The sequence below is a fragment of the Flavobacterium sp. FlaQc-47 genome (assembly GCF_044006475.1).
Taxonomy (GTDB): domain Bacteria; phylum Bacteroidota; class Bacteroidia; order Flavobacteriales; family Flavobacteriaceae; genus Flavobacterium.
Genome location: NZ_JBIPCQ010000001.1, coordinates 909,549 through 927,410 on the forward strand (window position 1 = coordinate 909,549; position 17,862 = coordinate 927,410).

At 33.9% G+C, this 17,862-nt stretch carries 16 protein-coding genes; 11 read left to right on the plus strand and 5 right to left on the minus strand.

Annotated elements, in window-relative coordinates:
* Window positions 1–20: 20 nt before the first annotated feature.
* From ACHRVX_RS03750 to ACHRVX_RS03765, 4 genes are all read left to right on the plus strand, one after another.
* Window positions 21–1,664 (plus strand): DUF6377 domain-containing protein, encoded by a 1,644-nt coding sequence (locus tag ACHRVX_RS03750; protein WP_395329360.1) that lies wholly within the window; start codon window positions 21–23, stop codon window positions 1,662–1,664.
* Window positions 1,665–1,875: 211 nt separating this feature from the next.
* On the plus strand, window positions 1,876–4,092 hold the full coding sequence (locus ACHRVX_RS03755) for a glycoside hydrolase family 3 C-terminal domain-containing protein (RefSeq protein WP_395329362.1): 2,217 nt from the start codon (window positions 1,876–1,878) through the stop codon (window positions 4,090–4,092).
* Window positions 4,093–4,360: 268 nt separating this feature from the next.
* On the plus strand, window positions 4,361–5,011 hold the full coding sequence (locus tag ACHRVX_RS03760) for a DUF1349 domain-containing protein (protein WP_395329364.1): 651 nt from the start codon (window positions 4,361–4,363) through the stop codon (window positions 5,009–5,011).
* Window positions 5,012–5,135: 124 nt separating this feature from the next.
* Window positions 5,136–6,254, plus strand: coding sequence for an acyltransferase family protein (locus ACHRVX_RS03765; RefSeq protein WP_395329366.1), 1,119 nt, complete (start codon window positions 5,136–5,138; stop codon window positions 6,252–6,254).
* Window positions 6,255–6,735: 481 nt separating this feature from the next.
* On the opposite strand, the gene ACHRVX_RS03770 is transcribed toward ACHRVX_RS03765, so the two are convergent.
* Both ACHRVX_RS03770 and ACHRVX_RS03775 read right to left on the minus strand, forming a co-directional pair.
* Window positions 6,736–7,842 (minus strand): NADH:flavin oxidoreductase, encoded by a 1,107-nt coding sequence (locus ACHRVX_RS03770; protein WP_395329368.1) that lies wholly within the window; start codon window positions 7,840–7,842, stop codon window positions 6,736–6,738.
* 6 nt (window positions 7,843–7,848) lie between these two features.
* Complete coding sequence (locus ACHRVX_RS03775; protein ID WP_055097872.1) at window positions 7,849–8,151, minus strand: helix-turn-helix transcriptional regulator; 303 nt, start codon at window positions 8,149–8,151, stop codon at window positions 7,849–7,851.
* Between the two features lie 236 nt (window positions 8,152–8,387).
* Between ACHRVX_RS03775 and ACHRVX_RS03780 the strand changes: the two genes are divergently transcribed.
* The 3 genes from ACHRVX_RS03780 to ACHRVX_RS03790 all read left to right on the plus strand — a co-directional run bounded on the left by ACHRVX_RS03780 (window position 8,388) and on the right by ACHRVX_RS03790 (window position 9,872).
* A complete protein-coding gene (locus tag ACHRVX_RS03780) occupies window positions 8,388–8,882 on the plus strand; it encodes a TlpA family protein disulfide reductase (RefSeq protein ID WP_395329370.1) in 495 nt (164 codons plus the stop codon).
* 75 nt (window positions 8,883–8,957) lie between these two features.
* The gene (locus ACHRVX_RS03785) at window positions 8,958–9,362 is read left to right on the plus strand and encodes a lysozyme inhibitor LprI family protein (RefSeq protein ID WP_395329372.1); all 405 of its coding nucleotides are present in this window, start codon (window positions 8,958–8,960) and stop codon (window positions 9,360–9,362) included.
* 24 nt (window positions 9,363–9,386) lie between these two features.
* Window positions 9,387–9,872 (plus strand): hypothetical protein, encoded by a 486-nt coding sequence (locus ACHRVX_RS03790; protein ID WP_395329374.1) that lies wholly within the window; start codon window positions 9,387–9,389, stop codon window positions 9,870–9,872.
* A 53-nt stretch (window positions 9,873–9,925) separates the two neighbouring features.
* Here the strand turns inward: ACHRVX_RS03790 and ACHRVX_RS03795 are convergent, their stop codons facing one another.
* Window positions 9,926–10,309, minus strand: coding sequence for a hypothetical protein (locus ACHRVX_RS03795; protein ID WP_395329376.1), 384 nt, complete (start codon window positions 10,307–10,309; stop codon window positions 9,926–9,928).
* Window positions 10,310–10,605: 296 nt separating this feature from the next.
* Here ACHRVX_RS03795 and galA point away from each other — a divergent pair, with 296 nt between their 5' ends.
* Window positions 10,606–13,434: a beta-galactosidase GalA gene (galA, locus tag ACHRVX_RS03800; RefSeq protein ID WP_395329378.1), complete on the plus strand. Its 2,829-nt coding sequence runs from the start codon at window positions 10,606–10,608 to the stop codon at window positions 13,432–13,434.
* Window positions 13,435–13,633: 199 nt separating this feature from the next.
* On the opposite strand, the gene ACHRVX_RS03805 is transcribed toward galA, so the two are convergent.
* Complete coding sequence (locus ACHRVX_RS03805; protein WP_395329380.1) at window positions 13,634–14,614, minus strand: SMP-30/gluconolactonase/LRE family protein; 981 nt, start codon at window positions 14,612–14,614, stop codon at window positions 13,634–13,636.
* A gap of 233 nt (window positions 14,615–14,847) precedes the next feature.
* Window positions 14,848–15,432 (minus strand): Crp/Fnr family transcriptional regulator, encoded by a 585-nt coding sequence (locus ACHRVX_RS03810; RefSeq protein WP_395329382.1) that lies wholly within the window; start codon window positions 15,430–15,432, stop codon window positions 14,848–14,850.
* 366 nt (window positions 15,433–15,798) lie between these two features.
* Between ACHRVX_RS03810 and ACHRVX_RS03815 the strand changes: the two genes are divergently transcribed.
* The 3 genes from ACHRVX_RS03815 (at window position 15,799) to ACHRVX_RS03825 (ending at window position 17,778) form a co-directional block, all read left to right on the plus strand.
* Window positions 15,799–16,671 (plus strand): helix-turn-helix domain-containing protein, encoded by an 873-nt coding sequence (locus ACHRVX_RS03815; RefSeq protein WP_395329384.1) that lies wholly within the window; start codon window positions 15,799–15,801, stop codon window positions 16,669–16,671.
* A 186-nt stretch (window positions 16,672–16,857) separates the two neighbouring features.
* Window positions 16,858–17,271 carry a cupin domain-containing protein gene (locus ACHRVX_RS03820; RefSeq protein WP_395329386.1) on the plus strand — a complete coding sequence of 138 codons (414 nt, stop codon included), beginning with the start codon at window positions 16,858–16,860 and terminating at the stop codon, window positions 17,269–17,271.
* Window positions 17,272–17,367: 96 nt separating this feature from the next.
* Complete coding sequence (locus ACHRVX_RS03825) at window positions 17,368–17,778, plus strand: cupin domain-containing protein (protein WP_395329388.1); 411 nt, start codon at window positions 17,368–17,370, stop codon at window positions 17,776–17,778.
* The last annotated feature ends 84 nt before the right edge of the window (window positions 17,779–17,862 follow it).

Consider the following 17,862-nt stretch of genomic DNA (forward strand, 5'->3'; position numbering starts at 1 on the left):
CTCATTATATTTTAATTGTTTTGAAAAATTATCTGTCATTTATTTTGTTCGTTCTTTTAAGTAGCCCCGTTTATTCATCGGACAGCACAGATACTATTTTAGCAAAATTAAATGATGCTCTTAAAAATAAAGCACATTATGTTCGTCTTAAAGAAGAACGCATTGCGAATTTCAAAAAAATAAAATCAGAAGATTTAACGAAGGAGCAAGAGTATAATTACAACAAAACCTTATATACAGAATACCAGAAATTCAACTCAGATTCGGCTATTTTTTATGTAAAAAAGAATGCGAAAATTGCCAGCGAACTTCAGAATCAGGAATTACTCAATCTGGCAAATTTGCAATTGGTAACACTTTATTCTTCGTCAGGAAAATACCGTGAATCTGAAGCACTTTTAAAAAATATTAATAAAAATACCTTATCAAGATCCTTGCTTCAAACCTATTATATTGCATACCGAGAGTTTTTTGAGCATTATGCCGCAAATAGTTACGATATAAAATACATTCAGCAAATACGCCAATATCGCGATTCGTTAGTTACAGTTTTAGAACCCAATACGCTGAATTATCAAATTACTAAGATTCAGCAAGTAATGGCCAAGAAAAATTTTGCTCTTGCCGAAAAACAACTACTGCAATTGTTTAGTACAATAAAAGAAGATAATTCGCAATATGCCATGATTACCTATCTTTTAGGAAGTATTTATGAGGCAAAACATCAATTAGAATTGCGAAAGAAATATTACGCACTATCTGCAACTTCAGATATTAGAAATGCCAATAAAGATAATGCTTCGTTACAAGAATTGGCGTTGGTTTTTTATCAGGTTGGAGATGTTGATATGGCTTATAAACTAACACAATCAGCCATTGAAGACGCACTTTATTGCAACGTTCAGTTTCGCACCTTATTAATGTCAGAAGTTTATTCGATCATTAATACCGTTTATTTAGAAAAAGAAGCAAAGCGAAAAACCGAATTACAATTGTATCTTTTATGCATTAGTTTATTGTCGGTATTTTTGATTGTGGCAGTAATTTATGTGTACAAGCAAATGAAAAAAGTATCCAGAATTCGTGGAGAACTTTACGAAACGAGCCGGAAATTAGCCGAATTAAACAAAGACATTACAGAAACTAATAATCAGCTTCAGGAACGTAATGCACAATTATCAGAATCTAATCATATTAAAGAGGAATATATCGCGCACTTTTTCAGCCTTTGTTCCACTTATATCAATAAGCTCGAAAACTATCGCATTATCTTAAACAAAAAAGCCACTGCAAAACAATTTGATGAGATTTACAAAATGCTAAAATCAACTACTTTGGTTGATAACGAACTGGAGGAATTATACAAAAACTTTGATATTATCTTTCTGAATTTATATCCCACTTTCGTGAAAGATTTCAATGCACTTTTAATTAAGGAAGAACAAATCATTTTGAAACAAGGAGAACTTCTTAACACTGAACTTAGAATTTTCGCATTGATTCGGTTGGGAATTACCGACAGTGTAAAAATTGCAGCGTTCCTGAGATATTCTTTAAGTACGATTTATAATTACAGAACCAGAGCCAGAAATAAAGCCGCAGTTTCCAGAAATGATTTTGAGGAAATGGTCATTAAAATTGGTTTAATTTCAGTAAAAGACTAATTTTTTATTTTAAAATCACTACTTTTTTTGATCTTTAATTTTTATTAAGTAATTGATAATCATTTAATTGATTTTTTATTTCACTACTTTTTTTCATTTAAAAATCTAAGACGAACTATAACGTTTTAGCTTTACAATATTATTAAAAGGTATTTATGACTTTATACTGCCTTTTAGATTTTAAATTAAATGCTTTAATAAATTAATAGTTATGTTTAAAAACGTTAAAACAATTGTTGTTTTACTTTTGCTGAGCTCTATCGGTGTAACTGCACAGAATAAAGTTCCTGTTTATCTTGATGATAAAAAGCCCATTGATGAGCGTGTAGAAGATGCGCTTAAAAGAATGACAACGGAAGAGAAAATTGCGATGATTCATGCGCAGTCTAAATTTAGTTCACCAGGTGTAAAACGTTTGGGAATTCCGGAAAACTGGATGACCGACGGACCTCACGGAATTCGTACCGAAGTTTTATGGGACGAGTGGGATCAGGCAGGATGGACAAATGATTCTTGTATTGCATTTCCGGCTTTAACCGCACTTTCTGCAACATGGAACAAAGAGTTATCTTCGTTATACGGAAAATCTATAGGAGAAGAAGCACGTTACCGTAATAAAAACGTATTGTTAGGACCCGGAGTTAACATTTACAGAACCCCATTAAACGGTCGTAACTTCGAATATATGGGAGAAGATCCTTTCCTTACTTCAAAAATGGTGGTTCCTTATATTAAAGGAGTACAATCAAACGGAGTTGCTGCTTGTGTAAAACATTTCGCTTTAAACAATCAGGAAACAAACCGTAACTCTGTAAACGTAATTGTTGATGATCGTGCACTTTATGAAATTTATTTACCGGCTTTTAAAGCTGCAGTTCAGGAAGGTGATGCATGGGCAATTATGGGTTCATATAATAAATACAAAGGTCAGCAATGTTGCCACAACGAATTTTTACTAAACGATATTCTTCGTGGAGAATGGGGTTTTAAAGGCGTTGTAGTTTCAGATTGGGGAGGAGTTAATGATACAAAACAAGCCATTCATAACGGTTTAGATATGGAATTTGGTTCTTGGACAAACGGACTTTCATGGGGAACAAGTAATGCGTATGATAATTACTTTTTAGCCAAACCATATTCTGAAATGATCAGAAAAGGGGAAATTGGAACGAAGGAATTAGATGAAAAAGTACGTCGTATTTTGCGTTTATCATTCTTAACAACAATGGATAAAAACAGACCTTTTGGATCTTTTGGAACAGAAGAACACGCTCAGGCAGGTTTAAAAATTGCTGAAGAAGGAATCGTATTGCTTCAAAACAACAATAATATTTTACCAATCAATCTTTCTAAAACAAAGAAAATTGCTGTCATTGGTGAAAATGCAATCAAAATGATGACTGTAGGAGGAGGAAGTTCTTCTCTTAAAGCACGATACGAAATTACACCACTTGAAGGATTAAAGAAAAAAATTGGCAATCAGGCTGAAATCGTTTATGCTCGTGGTTATGTGGGAGATCCAACCAGTAATTATAACGGAGTAATAGCAAAAGTGAGTTTAGAAGAAAAACGTTCTCCTGCTGAATTAACTGCCGAAGCTTTGAAAATTGCGAAAGATGCTGATATTGTTATTTTTATTGGAGGTTTGAATAAAAGTGAAAATCAGGATGATGAGGGACACGATCGTAAAGAACTAGGTTTGCCATACGGACAGGATAAATTAATAACTGAATTAGTTAAAGTAAATAAAAATGTAGTTTTTGTAAATATCTCAGGAAATGCTGTGGCAATGCCGTGGGTAAAAGAAGTTCCAGGAATTTTACAAGGATGGTTTTTAGGTACAGAAGCAGGAAATGCTCTGGCAAATGTTTTAGTGGGAGATGTAAATCCTTCCGGAAAACTGACTTTTACTTTTCCGGTAAAATTATCTGATAACGGAGCTCACGCTTTAGGAGAATTTCCAGGTGGAGAAGATGTTACTTACAAAGAAAGCATTTTTGTAGGATACCGCTGGGCAGACAAACAAAAAGCAAAACCACTATTCTCCTTTGGTCACGGTTTAAGTTATACCACTTTTGAATACGGAAAAGTAACCGCAGATAAAAAACAAATGTCGGCTGCAGATAAGATTACATTTACAGTAAAAGTGAAAAACACAGGATCAAGAGAAGGTTCAGAGATTGTTCAGCTTTATATCAGCGATTTAAAATCTTCATTAGTTCGTCCGATAAAAGAATTAAAAGGATTTGAGAAAATTTCGCTTAAAGCCGGAGAAGAAAAAACAGTCACTTTTACAGTTGACAAAACAGCATTAAGCTTTTTTGACGATAAAAAGCACGACTGGGTTGCTGAACCGGGAGCTTTTGAAGCAATTATAGGAGCATCATCTACAGATATAAAATCTAAAGTGGGATTCTCACTTCAATAATTTCATTATTTCTAAATTGGTTGGTTGTAAAGCTGCAGGTGTAAAAAGTTGCAGCTTTGCTTTTATGAATAAGTTAGAGGTAAAATGTTAGAGGTTAGAAGTTTTTAATCTTTAAAAAAATATTTTCACCATTAAGATATTAAGTTAATAAAGCTTTGTGTTCACTATGCGTAAAAAAGCATAAAGTTAAAAGAGTTTAAAACTTAATTTTTCTTAATCTCTTAATGGTTCAAAAAATAAACACTTTATTGTTTTAAAATTAAATGATATGAAAAAAATTGTACTTGGTGTTATCACTTTATTTTTAGCACAACATATTTCGGCGCAAAGCCTTACTAAAATGCAATGGTTTAATGAACCTGAAAAATGGGAAATTAAAAATAATGCGTTGATTATGAATGTGACGGCAAATAGTGATTACTGGCGAATTTCGCATTACGGATTCACAGTTGATGACGCTCCGTTTTATTATGCAACTTACGGAGGAGAATTTGAAGCGAAAGTAAAACTAACCGGAAACTACATCGCCCGTTTTGACCAAATGGGATTAATGCTTCGAATCGATGAGAAAAACTACATTAAAACCGGAGTGGAGTTTGTCGACGGAAAATTCAATATTAGTACAGTCGTAACACACGACAAAAGCGATTGGAGCGTAACAACCCTGGAAAAAGCACCACCATTTGTATGGATAAAAGTCGTAAGACGATTAGATGCTGTAGAAGTTTTCTTTTCCTATGATGATAAAAATTATATCCTGACCAGAAATGCGCCTTTGCAAGACAACACGCCGATTATGGTAGGTTTAATGGCTGCATCGCCGGACGGGAAAGGCTTTGAAGCTAAATTTGAAAACTTTAAAGTAACCCATTTACCTGATCAACGCAGATTAGAATGGCTGAAAAAACACGATGAGTAATTTTTAATTATAAATTATTGATTGTTAATTATTAATGAAAAACCATCAAATTACAATCTGTAATTAACAACTAATAAACGACAACTAACCATTAATAACTAACCATTAATAATCAACAATTAATATGATTGATATTAAACCAAAAAAACATTATGAAATACTCGACGGCTTACGCGGAGTTGCCGCAATTTTAGTAGTTATTTTTCATATTTTCGAAGCTCACAATGGCGGAAGCCGTTTTAATCAGATCATCAATCACGGTTATCTGGCAGTGGATTTCTTTTTCCTGTTATCCGGATTTGTCGTAGCATATGCATATGATGACCGCTGGGGTAAAATGACCCAATGGGAATTTTATAAACGAAGATTGATTCGTTTACAGCCCATGGTAATTATGGGAATGATCGTTGGGGCAATATTTTACTATTTTCAGGCTTCGGGTATTTTCCCTATGATTGCGGGAATGCCAGTCTGGAAAGTGATCGTAACAATGGTTATTGGGTTTACGTTATTACCGATTCCGCCATCATTGGAAATTAGAGGCTGGGGCGAAATGCATCCGCTTAACGGTCCTGCATGGTCGCTTTTCTTTGAATATATTGCCAATATTTTATATGCGCTATTCTTTCGTAAATTCTCTAATAAAGTTCTGGCGGTCTTTGTTTTTATATTTGCCGCAATGCTTATTAATTACACCGTTTACGGACCAAAAGGCGATGTGATTGGCGGTTGGTCTTTGAATGCGGAACAATTAAATGTTGGATTTACAAGATTATTATATCCGTTTTTTGCCGGAGTTTTACTTTCACGTTTAGGAAAATTAATTCATATAAAAGGAGCGTTCTGGATTTGCAGTTTACTAATTCTGGTTCTCTTTTCAATACCAAGAATTGGCGACGAAAGCACTTTATGGATGAATGGTTTGTATGAATCAGTTGTTATCATTATTTTCTTTCCGCTAATCGTTGCAATTGGAGCAGGAGGAGAAATAAAAAATGCGCTTTCAATCAAAATATGCAAAGCTTTGGGAGATATTTCATACCCAATTTATATTACACATTATCCGCTGATTTATTGGTACACCGCCTGGGTAATTGATAATAAAGTTTCCTTAAAAGACGGTTATCTGGTAGGAATTGGAGTTTTAATTTCAAGTATTACAATAGCTTTTATCTGTTTGAAATTCTATGATGAACCTGTACGTAATTGGTTGTTGAAAAGGAGTAAAGCTTTAAAGGTATAAAGGTTCAGAAGTTCAGAGGTACAAAGGTTTCAAAGGTAAAAAGGTTCATAGGTACAAAGGTACAAAGCTTCAAAGGTTCGGAGTGAACGGAAAGCCTTTGAACATTCTAAATCTATAATTGCATATATAATAAAAAGCGATGAACATTTTGTGTTTCATCCCTTTTGTATTTGTAGAAATCTATTTACGGATTAAAAGATTAAAATGATAAAAAAATCAGTGTAAACCTGTAAAACCCGTTTAATCCGTGGGCAATTAAAAACTTTGCTCCTCTGAACCTTTGCCTCTTTGAACCTTCTAAATCTATTAGTTACAGATATAAAAAAAGGGATGAAACATTTTGTGTTTCATCCCTTTTGTATTTATAGAAATCTATTTACGGATTAAAAGATTAAAATGATTAAAAAATCTGTGTTAACCTGTAAAACCCGTTAGATCCGTGGGCAATTAAAAACTTTGTTCCTCTGAACCTTAAAAAGATTTATTCTAAAACCAATGCTCCTAAAGCTTCTTTGCTAAAACCTTTCAATTGGTCCGTTTTACCGGCTTTAATTTTTGCAACCCAATTAGGATCAGATAAAAGCGGTCTTCCTACGGCAACCAAATCAAAATCACCTCTGTCGAAACGTCTGTTTAATTCCTCTAAAGAAGTTGGTTGAGAACTTTCACCCGCAAATGCACCAAAGAAATCTCCGGAAAGTCCCACAGAACCTACAGTAATAGTTGGAGCTCCCGTAACTTTTTTAGCCCATCCTGCAAAGTTCAAATCAGATTCTTCAAATTCAGGTTCCCAGAATCTACGTTGAGAACAGTGTAAAATATCAACTCCGGCATCAACAAGCGGAGTAAGCCACGCTTCTAATTCCTGTGGATTTTTAGCCAGTTTATAATCATAATCAGAAGGTTTAAATTGAGAAAAACGCATGATTACCGCGAAATCATTACCCACTTGTTTTCTGATTTCTTTTATTACTTCAACAGCAAAACGGTTACGTTCCGGAAGTGTTTTTCCACCATAAATATCAGTACGTAAATTTGTTTCAGCTCTAAAAAACTGGTCAATTAAATATCCGTGTGCGCCATGAATTTCGATAGTATCAAAACCTAATCTTTTAGCATCGGCAGCAGCCTTTCCAAAAGCAATAATAGTATCTTCAATATCTTTTTCAGACATCGCTATACCATTTCTAAAATCTGGTCGGTTTAATCCGGACGGACCTTCAAAAGGAACCGGCGGAACCCATCCTGAATGGTGATTGTCCATAATTCCCATATGCCAGATTTGTGGTCCCATTGAACCTCCGGCAGCATGCACTTCATCGATCACTTTTTTCCAGCCGTTCAAAGCTGCTTCACCGTGAAAATGCGGCACATTAGCGTCATTTGATGAGGAAGCTCTGTCAATAACAGTTCCTTCAGATAATATTAAACCAACTTCACCTTCAGCTCTTTTTTGGTAGTAAGAAGCTACTTCATCAGTTGGAATTCCGTTTGGAGAAAATGAGCGCGTCATTGGCGCCATTACGATTCTATTTTTAAGATTTAACGTTTTTAAGTTAAATGGCGAAAACAGGTTGTTTGTACTCATAGTAATTTACAAATTAGATTGAATTAAGTTACTGAGTGCTTCAAAGGCACCTTCGTTGCGTTTATAGTAAGTCCATTGTCCAACGCGTTTTGATTCTATAAATCCTGCACGTTGTAAAATAGACAAGTATTCAGAGACAGTTGATTGTGTTAAGCCGGCTTTGGCTTGTATTTGTCCAACACAAACTCCGTGTTCAAATCCTGCATGCTGGAGTTGATCCGGAAAGTTTATTTCAGGTTCTTTTAACCATTCCAGCATTTGTAATCTGGATTTGTTAGAGAGTGCCTTAAAGATTTCTATTGGTTCCATGCCGCAAATATATCGACTTTTCCCGATATACCAATCTAAAGAAAAATATTTAGGAAAATTTTAAGATGGAGGAGTGGAACTGGGAGATTTTAATAAAGAAAATTTATATTTGCTTTGGAAAATTAATCGCGCAAAGACGCTAAGGTTCAAAGTTTAATTCTAAGTTTTAATCTTTAACTTTAAAAACTTTGCGTCTGCAACTTTTCGAGACTAAAAAATATTCAGACAATCAAACTATGAAAAAAACTTTACTTATTTTAGGATTTTTATGCTGCGTAATTACAACTTCAAAAGCTCAGGTAGTAGGAACTGATATTGGAGATATCGCTCCCGAAATCGATCTTCCGGATCCAAAAGGAAATAACGTTGTACTTTCTTCTTTAAGGGGAGAATTAGTATTAATCGATTTTTGGGCTTCATGGTGCGGACCAAGTATTAAGGAACAACCGCAATTGATAAAATTATACAATACTTATCCTGATAAATTTACGATCTACAGCGTTTCTATGGATACTAAAAAACCGCTTTGGCTTGCTGCAATTGCAAAGCAAAAATTGCCGTGGACACAAGTAAGTGATTTAAAATACTGGCAATCTCCGGTTATTGGGGATTATATGCTGCAATCTGTGCCATTGAATTTTCTGATCGATAAAAACGGAATTATCGTGGCTAAAAATATTCACGGCAACGCCCTGAACGAAATGGTAAAAAGTTTATTGACAGCGCAGTAAAATTGAAACTAATAAAAAACTTTGAGTATATTGCTGTTTCAAACAACGGGCAACAATAAAATTTCAGAGTAAATTATGATCAAAAATTCATTACTATTATTCTTTGTGGTATTGGCATTCCATTGTAATGCACAAACCATAGAAACAGTTAATAAAGTAAAATCGTCCTATCAGCAATGCTTAAATAGCGGAAGCGGCATGAAAAATTGTGCGATTGAATATTACAATCAATCGGATAGCTTATTGAATGTTGCCTACAGGAATTTAAAACTTAAACTGAGTTCAAAAGAACAATCTAAATTGAAAAAGGAACAATTAGACTGGCTGAAAAAACGCGATTTATATTTTGAAAAATTATATGCTGATACTAAAAAAGAAGGTCATTTTATAGAAGGAAGCAGCGATTTTGATATGGTTGTTTTTGATGAAAAAGCAAATTATGTTTTTTCAAGAGTAAAAGAAATTATTAAAAGAATTTAGAATTTCTTTAAAACAAATTGATAAATGCAATCAAAACTCAATATAGCTGAATTCAGAGAAAGACTAAGGAATAGTACAGAATTTGGTTCATTAAAAGTAAATTTAAGTCCTTTTAGATTATTCCCAACGTTTGGCGGAACCAAGCCTTTTTACGGATTTTTTGATGATCGAAGTTTTCATTTAACGATGAATTCAGTCAAATCACCAACATATTTTATTATAAAAGGAAAATACAAAAACGTTAATAATATACTTAAGATCGATTGTATTGTTGAATCTAACAGTAAAATCCAGTTGTTTTGGGTCAAATTTTCTCCAATAATTGGTCTAGTTGCCATTAATCTATTTTTTATTTTTTTTGGAAAAGGATTAAGAAAAGGATCTACACTTGTTAATTTATTTTTACTGGCTATAATTTTCTATTCGAGATGGAAAGAGGATCGGAAAAGGAGAAAATTAGAACAGAAGTTTATTGAAATTTTTGAGATTAAACTGGCTTCAAAAAAATAAAAAGTAATTCTAAATTAAGACCATTTTATAATACAAGAGTAAGTATTGTAAAATTAATTCAACCTGTCAGCATGATTTCTAACACCGCCAAAACTCGTTTTTAACATTTCTCTAATTTGAAATTGAGTTTTATTTCGGGTACTATTTTTCCATTCATTAAAATCAAAAATGTGAATTTCCTGCGCATTAGAGTTTGTAACAAAGGAAAGTCTTGCTATCGAATATTTATAATACTTTAATTCGTGTGAGATATGACGATCCGGAACGACAATAAGAATGGTTTCCCATTCCAGAAAGTTTTTAGGAATATCTTCTCTTTCAGTTAAACCAAGAGCTTCAAAAAAGGCAATAATCTTTTGATCATTTAGTTTGTCAATTTTTTGATCGACACGCTTAATGGTGCTCATAAGTTTATTTTCATCTTTAATAACACTCATAATACTAGTTGATTTTTGTTTTTTAAGTTAATTTCAATATAAAATTACATCAAATCATAACAATTTGATAAAAGAGGGGCAATAGAATGATTCTAAATTTTACTAATAGACTTTAAGTACTTGTATTGCTAATGATAAAAGATTTTTTTCAAAACATTTTTTAAGTAAAACAAACATGGATTTTCTTGATAAAAGACCTGAAGCAGTACTGTTCATGATTAGATTTTGATAAAATACTATTGATTTATTCCGTTTTAAAATCATATTTTTATCGCTCTTTGCTAACCAACCTATTTATGAAAACTATTTCTCACAAAGAAATTTTACTTTATTTTATTTTATTGCTCTCAATTAATTCGTTTGCCCAAAATAAATCAGATCGGGAATTACTTTTAATTGACAAAGACTGGCGTTTTTCGTTAGGTCATTTGTACGACACGCAAAAAGATTTTGGTCATGCTGAAGGTTATTTTTCCTATTTAGCAAAAACCGGTTTTGGCGATGGTCCCGCAGCACCTGGATTTGATGATCGTGCCTGGCGAAAACTAGATCTTCCTCATGATTGGGCTGTTGAACAATCGTTTAGCGAAAAAGCAAGTTATAGTCACGGTTTTAAAGTTTCCGGAAAAGGTTTTCCTGAAAAAAGCATTGGTTGGTACCGAAAAAAAATCAATATTCCGCAAAGCGATCAGGGAAAAATTATTTCACTGAAATTTGATGGTGTTTTTAGAAATTCGAAAGTCTTTTTTAACGGACATTTCCTCGGAACTGAAGAAAGCGGATACAATGGTTTTGAGTATGATATATCGGCTTATGTTAATTATGGAGGTGAAAATACAATCGTAGTTCGCGCAGATGCTTCGATGGAAGAAGGTTGGTTTTATGAAGGTGCGGGGATTTACAGACATGTTTATTTACAAAAGACAAATCCGTTGCACGTAATTCAAAACGGAACTTACGTAACATCAGAAATTCAGGATAATAACGCTGAAGTTACTGCCGAAGTTACCATTGAAAATAAAGGAAATTATAAAGGTAAGATTGAAATTTTACAGACTATTATAGATGTTTCCGGAAAAGAAATTAGGAGCGTTTCTGAAAATGCGTCGGCACCTGAATTTTATAAAACAGCAAAATTTACTTCAAAAATGAAAGTCAATAATCCGTTATTATGGAATATTGATTCGCCAAATTTATATCGTTTGCTTACTAATATCAAACAAGAAGGGAAAATTGTAGATAGTTACGAAACGAATTTCGGAATCAGAACGATTCGTTTTGACGCTGAAAACGGTTTTTTTCTTAACGGAAAATCGGTAAAATTAAAAGGAACGAATAATCATCAGGATCATGCAGGAATTGGAACTGCTTTGCCTGACGAATTACAATATTACCGCATTAAAAAGCTGAAAGAAATGGGTTCAAACGCTTATCGTTGTTCCCATCATCCGCCAACTCCGGAATTGCTTGACGCATGTGATAAACTGGGAATGCTGGTGATTGACGAAACCCGTTTAATGGGAATTAATGAATATCATTTAAACGATGTTAAGCGCATGATCGAGCGTGACCGTAATCATCCCAGTATAATTTGCTGGTCAGTAGGTAATGAAGAATGGAATATTGAAGGCGGAATCACAGGTGAACGCATTACAAATGTGATGCAGGGATTTAGCAAAAGCATTGATGCTACAAGACCTGTAACGGTGGGGATCAGTAGCGGTTTCAAGAGCGGCATATCATCCGTAGTCGAAATTATGGGCTATAATTATATGGGAAATGGCGATATCGATGCCCATAGAAATGAATTTAAAAACCAACCCGGTATGGGAACGGAGGAAGGTTCAACTTTTGCAACACGCGGGATTTATTTTACAGATGATGCCAAACATTATCAAAGTGCTTACGACAAAAAACCTCGCCCCACTTTTTTCAGTATTGAAGAAGGATGGAAGTTTTATGCCACACGTCCCTATCTGGCAGGAATGTTTATCTGGACCGGTTTTGATTATCGCGGCGAACCAACGCCTTATGGATGGCCATCAGTTACGTCTTATTTCGGAATGATGGATGTTTGCGGTTTCCCGAAAGACAATGTATTTTATCTAAAATCATGGTGGGGAAATGCACCAGTTTTGCACATCATCCCTCATTGGAACTGGAACGGAATGGAAGGAAAAGAAATCGATGTTTGGGTACATTCTAATTGTGATGAGGTCGAGCTTTTTCTCAACAAAAAAAGTCTTGGAAAAAAGAAAATGGAACAATACGGACATTTAGAATGGAAAGTGAAATATACGCCCGGAACTCTGGAAGCTATTGGATATAAAAACGGAAAAAAAATAGTAAAAGATAATCAAAAAACAACCGAAAATCTGGAAAATATTAAACTTTCTGTAGATGCTGAAAACCTTTCGAATGCAAATGTTTCAGTTATAACGGTAGAAGTTATGGATAAAAAAGGCTTACATGTGCCAACGGCAAATAACGAAATTACATTCTCAATTAAAGGTGCAAAAATTCTGGGTGTAGGAAACGGCGATCCAACATCGTTAGAAAAAGATCAGTTTATTGATACTATAAATCTTGTTCCCATTACAAATTTTGAAGAAAAGCATTTTTCAGGTGATGTTGCAAGTCAATCTGCTTTAAATGATAACAAGGAATGGAAAGAAGCTTTTAAAGACAGAGATTATAAAAATCAGGCTTCGGCATATATTTATAGGGGAAAATTTGATTTGAAAAATAATTTGCAGTCGAATATTGTCGATTTCTTTTATAAAAAAATTGGAGTAAACGAGTCGGTTTTTGTAAACGGAACTTTGGTGAATGCAAGTACAGATGATCCTCAAAAATATCATCTGGATCGAGCTGTTTTAAAAGAAGGAACCAACTTTATTATTATAAGAGCATCGCCTTTGCAAAAAGTAAAAGACTGGGATGTTATGAATACAGATCCGGGAATTATTCGTGTCATAACACCGGCAGAATCCTGGAAACGAAAATTGTTTAATGGTTATGCACAAATCATTATTCAGAAAGATGAAAATGCAAATGAAGTTGTTTTATCGGCTTCCGCCAAAGGATTAAAGTCAGGAGTTTTGACTATTAATGTAAAGAAATAGTTTGCATAGTAATGTTCATTCCGCTCCAGCTTTTGAATAAATCCAATAGCCACAGATTAAAAAGATTCGAAGATTTTTAAAAAATCCTTCATAATCTTATAAGCTGTGGCTATTTTTATTGGAATCCTTGTGAATCTTTGCGTAAAACTATGCGCTAAAATTTTTCACTCACATTTCAATCTTAAACCTGAAACAAAAACTATTTTATCTTCTGGATTGTATACGTTGACTGACTTTTATCGCCAGCCAATAATTTGCCCAGTTTTGAACTAATTACATACACATTTCCATCTGAAGCCAAAGCTGCGGTTGTAGGGAATTCCTCTTTCCCGATATTGGTTTCACTAATTTTCAGGGCACTTTTCCAATTATTATCACTTGAAAAAGTGTAGGTTTTGCCTAAAGCTAATCCGTTTTCGACCACAACTAAATTGTTCTTTTTATCTAATTCTATTCCGTCAGGCGCACTAAAATCGGTTCCGGTAACTTCGGTAATTACGGCAGGATTAGCAAGTGTTATTTTATATAATTTCGAATTATCGGTTTTTACCGCCAATAAATAACCATCAGGATGAAAAACAATTCCGTTTAGACCAAATTGATTGGGAGCAGGCTGAAATAAGTTGTTCGTAATAAATAAAGACGCAGTATAATCAGTATCAATTTTATATATATTAGGAGAAAAGGAATCGGTAATATAGATATTTCCTTTAGAATCTACCGCAACATCATTGGGACAAGAACCGGCGTTTGGCGTAAAATTTTTCAAATCAATTTCCTTGATTAAAATGCCTGAAGTCAAATTGAAAATACTGACTGTTGCAACAGATCCGGCACTTCCGGCAGTACTTTTTTGAGATATGCCCAAATCTGCGTTCGCCACAATTAATCGGTTACGGACTTCATCTGTATAAACTCCCGTGGGTAAAACCAGTTTGTTGCTCGTGGCAAAATTAGTTACTTCACCTTTTGAATTCATGGCATAAATTGCTGCTTTATACAATGAACTAAAAAGGAATCTCTCGTTTTTAGAATCGTAATCAATTCCTTCAGGGTAAAGACCAACATCTGTTATCTTGTAATTGCTCTGAAAACAAACGGGAGTTGCTGCAGGCTTTTTTTCGCTGTCACAAGCCATAAAAAAAATCGAAAATGCGGTAATTAAAATAGTATTTTTCATTTTTATGAATTAAAATTATTTGTCGGTATTGACAATGCAAATCTGGGACAGAATAATAAAAATAAAAATGAACTGGTTTAGGAAATAAGGTTGAACTGGTTTAACTTTTTAAACTTTTAAAAATGTAAAAAGGCTGAATTAAGCAATTTCAAAACCTTAAAAGGAATGTATGCGAAAGAGATGTATTTGGAAATTCATGAAACTGTTTATTTAGTGACTCAGAATGGTAGAACCTATTTAGCAATTCTTCTATTACGAATCTTGCTTAAATATTCGGTACTAAAACCAAGATACGAAGCCAGCGCATATTGGGGAACACGCTTTGCAATAGCCGAATATTTGGTCATGAATTCGTCATAGCGTTCTTCGGCTGTTTTGGTGAAGTTGGATAATAATCGTTTTTGATGAAAAGCTAAGGAACGTTGGGTAATGATGCGTTCAAATTTTTCCAGTTTCGGAATTTCTTCAAGAAATTTTTGTTCGTCTTCATATTCAATCTGAATCAGGACTGAATCTTCCAGGGCCTCAACAAACAACGTTGCAGGTTCCTGATAAATCAAACTGCTGTAATCAGAAATCCACCAGTCTTCGATTGCAAAAGATAAAGTATGTTCTTTGCCTTCATTATCGACCAGATAACCCCTGAAAGCACCTTTCACAACATAACTTTTATGCATGCACACAAAACCAGGCTGTACTATAAATTGTCTTTTTTTAACCTTTGTGATTTTTAAATAAGAAGCTAGATGAGTTTTTTCATCATCTGTTAAATCAACATATCGTGAGATATAATCTATAACGGGAAGTACGTCGTTCATGTAACAAAGATAAAAAAGTTTTTCTGTTAGGTTTCAAAGCTTTGCGAATAGATTTTAACACAGAGCTTTGTCAATAGATTTTAACACAGACTACACAAAGCTTACGCAAAGTTCGCTAAGCTATGTTTGATGCAGATTTGTGAACTTTGTGTTTATAAGCGCAAACATTATGAAAAAACTTTGCGCGCTCTGTGTTAAAATTGCCCCAGTAAAATCTTTTTGATGCAGCCTTTGTAAACTTTGTATTTATAAGCGTAAACCATTATAAAAAAAAACTTTGCGAATCTTTGCGGTAAAATTTTTCAACATGACAAAAAAACTTGAAACCTGAAACTATTTTTTATTTGATTTTCATAACTTTGCCTCATGAAAGATCAATTAGAATTTCAGAATTCAGAAAATGGTTTAAACGATTTAAAGCTTAAGGGCTTTAAAGTATATGAGGTAAATGGAGATGTGAGTAAAATCCCGACTTATAATCGCAGGGATTTTTACAAGATTTGCATCAATACAAGCAAAAGTTTGATTCATTATGCAGATAGAGGAATTGAAACCGATGGAACAATATTATTCTTTGGAAATCCACATATTCCGTATTCATGGGAAATGATTTCGCCTGATTATGGAGGTTATGCCTGCGTTTTTACCGAAGAGTTTTTAAAAGCAAATGATCGTTCCGGAAGTCTGCCTGAATCGCCTTTGTTTAAAATTGGCGGAACTCCTATTTTTACCTTATCACCTGAACAAAAAGTATTTATAGATTCATTGTTTCAAAAAATGATTGAAGAACAGGAAACGGATTATGTTTTTAAGGATGATTTAATGCGTAATTATATCAACCTGATTTTGCATGAATCGATGAAAATGCAGCCTACAGAAAACTTCTTCAAACATAAAAACGCTTCTTCAAGAATTACGTCTTTATTTTTAGAATTATTAGAAAGACAATTTCCAATAGAAACAAAAAATGAGCCATTGGCACTAAAAACGCCTCAGGATTATGCGCAAAGCCTTGCTGTACATGTAAATCATCTTAATCGTTCTGTAAAAGAAATTACCGGAAAACCTACAACAGCGCATATTACCGAAAGGATTATTGGCGAAGCAAAAGCATTGCTGCAACACACTGACTGGAGTATTTCTGACATTGGATATTCTCTTGGATTTGAATATCCCAGTTATTTTAATAATTACTTTAAAAGACTTACAGGAACAATTCCGAAATCTTTGCGAACATAAATTGTTTGAAATTCATACTTTTTTGTTTGAATATTGTTATTTCCGGTTGTGTTTGCTAAAGTACTTTTGCAGGAAAATAATTAGTATTAACCCCTATCGGTTTTTCGCTTACTAAATACAACTTCTATAAAGCGCATTCCAGCTTTCCTATTTAGTTTCCAGCACTGATATTAAAAAACAATAATTATGAAAAAATCAGAAAATCAAAATGACACCATTTTTCCAAAAGGAGATCCTGCATCAGCGGACTATTTTACCGGAAAAGCTTGGGTAAAAATGCTGGTTCCTAACGATCCAATTTTAAATACTGCAGTGGGTAATGTAGTTTTTGAAGCCGGAGCAAGAAACAATTGGCATACACATCCGGGCGGACAAATTCTGATTGTTACGCAAGGAACAGGTTATTATCAAGAAGTAGGGAAACCAATTCAGTTGCTTCAGGAAGGTGATGTAGTCAATATTCAACCTGAAGTAAAACACTGGCACGGAGCTTCTCCGGAAAGTGATTTTACACACATCGCCATCAGCACCAATACTGAAAAAGGTATCGTAGACTGGCTGGAACCAGTTACAGATGAACAATACAATAACTTTAAGTAATAAGGTTAAAAGTGTTGTTGTCAATCTAGCAATCTAAAAGTGAATGCTTTGTTAGGTCATTTTAAATAAAAAATCAATCTCAAAAAATAAATTTTTATGTCAACACTTTATACTTCTGTTATTGAAGAGGGAAAAATCCCAAACACATATATGACTGGTGATGTTTCGTATAAAAAACAAACCAGCAACATTCATCCCGAAAATACTGTAATTAAAGAAGTAGCTTTTGAGCCAGGTTCAAGAAGTGTCTGGCACATCAATTTTAGTCTGCAATTGCTTATTGCAACAGATGGAATTGGCTATTATCAGGAAAAAGGAAGTGGAATCACATTACTTCATAAAGATGAGGTTGTTACTATTTTACCCGGAATTGAACATTGGTATGGCGCAACACCGTTTAGTTCTTTTTCGCATATTTCGATTATTACAGAAATTGATAAAGGAAAAGGAATATGGCTGGAAAGCGTTACAGATGAAGAATATAACGGTTATAGTTCAATGAGATAATTTTGTAAATCGCAAAATTAGATAATTCAAAAAACTTAAAATTTGTTGTTTTTTCACGCAGATTTTACAGATTTAGGCAGGCTT

Bases quoted from the DNA above. Each gene is read 5' to 3' on its own strand.
- ACHRVX_RS03760 (WP_395329364.1), top strand. From the start codon at position 4,361: ATGAAAAAAATTGTACTTGGTGTTATCACTTTATTTTTAGCACAACAT.
- ACHRVX_RS03805 (WP_395329380.1), bottom strand. From the start codon at position 14,614: ATGAAAAATACTATTTTAATTACCGCATTTTCGATTTTTTTTATGGCT.
- ACHRVX_RS03775 (WP_055097872.1), bottom strand. From the start codon at position 8,151: ATGGAACCAATAGAAATCTTTAAGGCACTCTCTAACAAATCCAGATTA.
- ACHRVX_RS03770 (WP_395329368.1), bottom strand. From the start codon at position 7,842: ATGAGTACAAACAACCTGTTTTCGCCATTTAACTTAAAAACGTTAAAT.
- ACHRVX_RS03785 (WP_395329372.1), top strand. From the start codon at position 8,958: ATGATCAAAAATTCATTACTATTATTCTTTGTGGTATTGGCATTCCAT.
- ACHRVX_RS03780 (WP_395329370.1), top strand. From the start codon at position 8,388: ATGAAAAAAACTTTACTTATTTTAGGATTTTTATGCTGCGTAATTACA.
- ACHRVX_RS03820 (WP_395329386.1), top strand. From the start codon at position 16,858: ATGAAAAAATCAGAAAATCAAAATGACACCATTTTTCCAAAAGGAGAT.
- ACHRVX_RS03815 (WP_395329384.1), top strand. From the start codon at position 15,799: ATGAAAGATCAATTAGAATTTCAGAATTCAGAAAATGGTTTAAACGAT.
- ACHRVX_RS03765 (WP_395329366.1), top strand. From the start codon at position 5,136: ATGATTGATATTAAACCAAAAAAACATTATGAAATACTCGACGGCTTA.
- ACHRVX_RS03810 (WP_395329382.1), bottom strand. From the start codon at position 15,432: ATGAACGACGTACTTCCCGTTATAGATTATATCTCACGATATGTTGAT.
- ACHRVX_RS03795 (WP_395329376.1), bottom strand. From the start codon at position 10,309: ATGAGTGTTATTAAAGATGAAAATAAACTTATGAGCACCATTAAGCGT.
- galA (WP_395329378.1), top strand. From the start codon at position 10,606: ATGAAAACTATTTCTCACAAAGAAATTTTACTTTATTTTATTTTATTG.
- ACHRVX_RS03755 (WP_395329362.1), top strand. From the start codon at position 1,876: ATGTTTAAAAACGTTAAAACAATTGTTGTTTTACTTTTGCTGAGCTCT.
- ACHRVX_RS03790 (WP_395329374.1), top strand. From the start codon at position 9,387: ATGCAATCAAAACTCAATATAGCTGAATTCAGAGAAAGACTAAGGAAT.
- ACHRVX_RS03825 (WP_395329388.1), top strand. From the start codon at position 17,368: ATGTCAACACTTTATACTTCTGTTATTGAAGAGGGAAAAATCCCAAAC.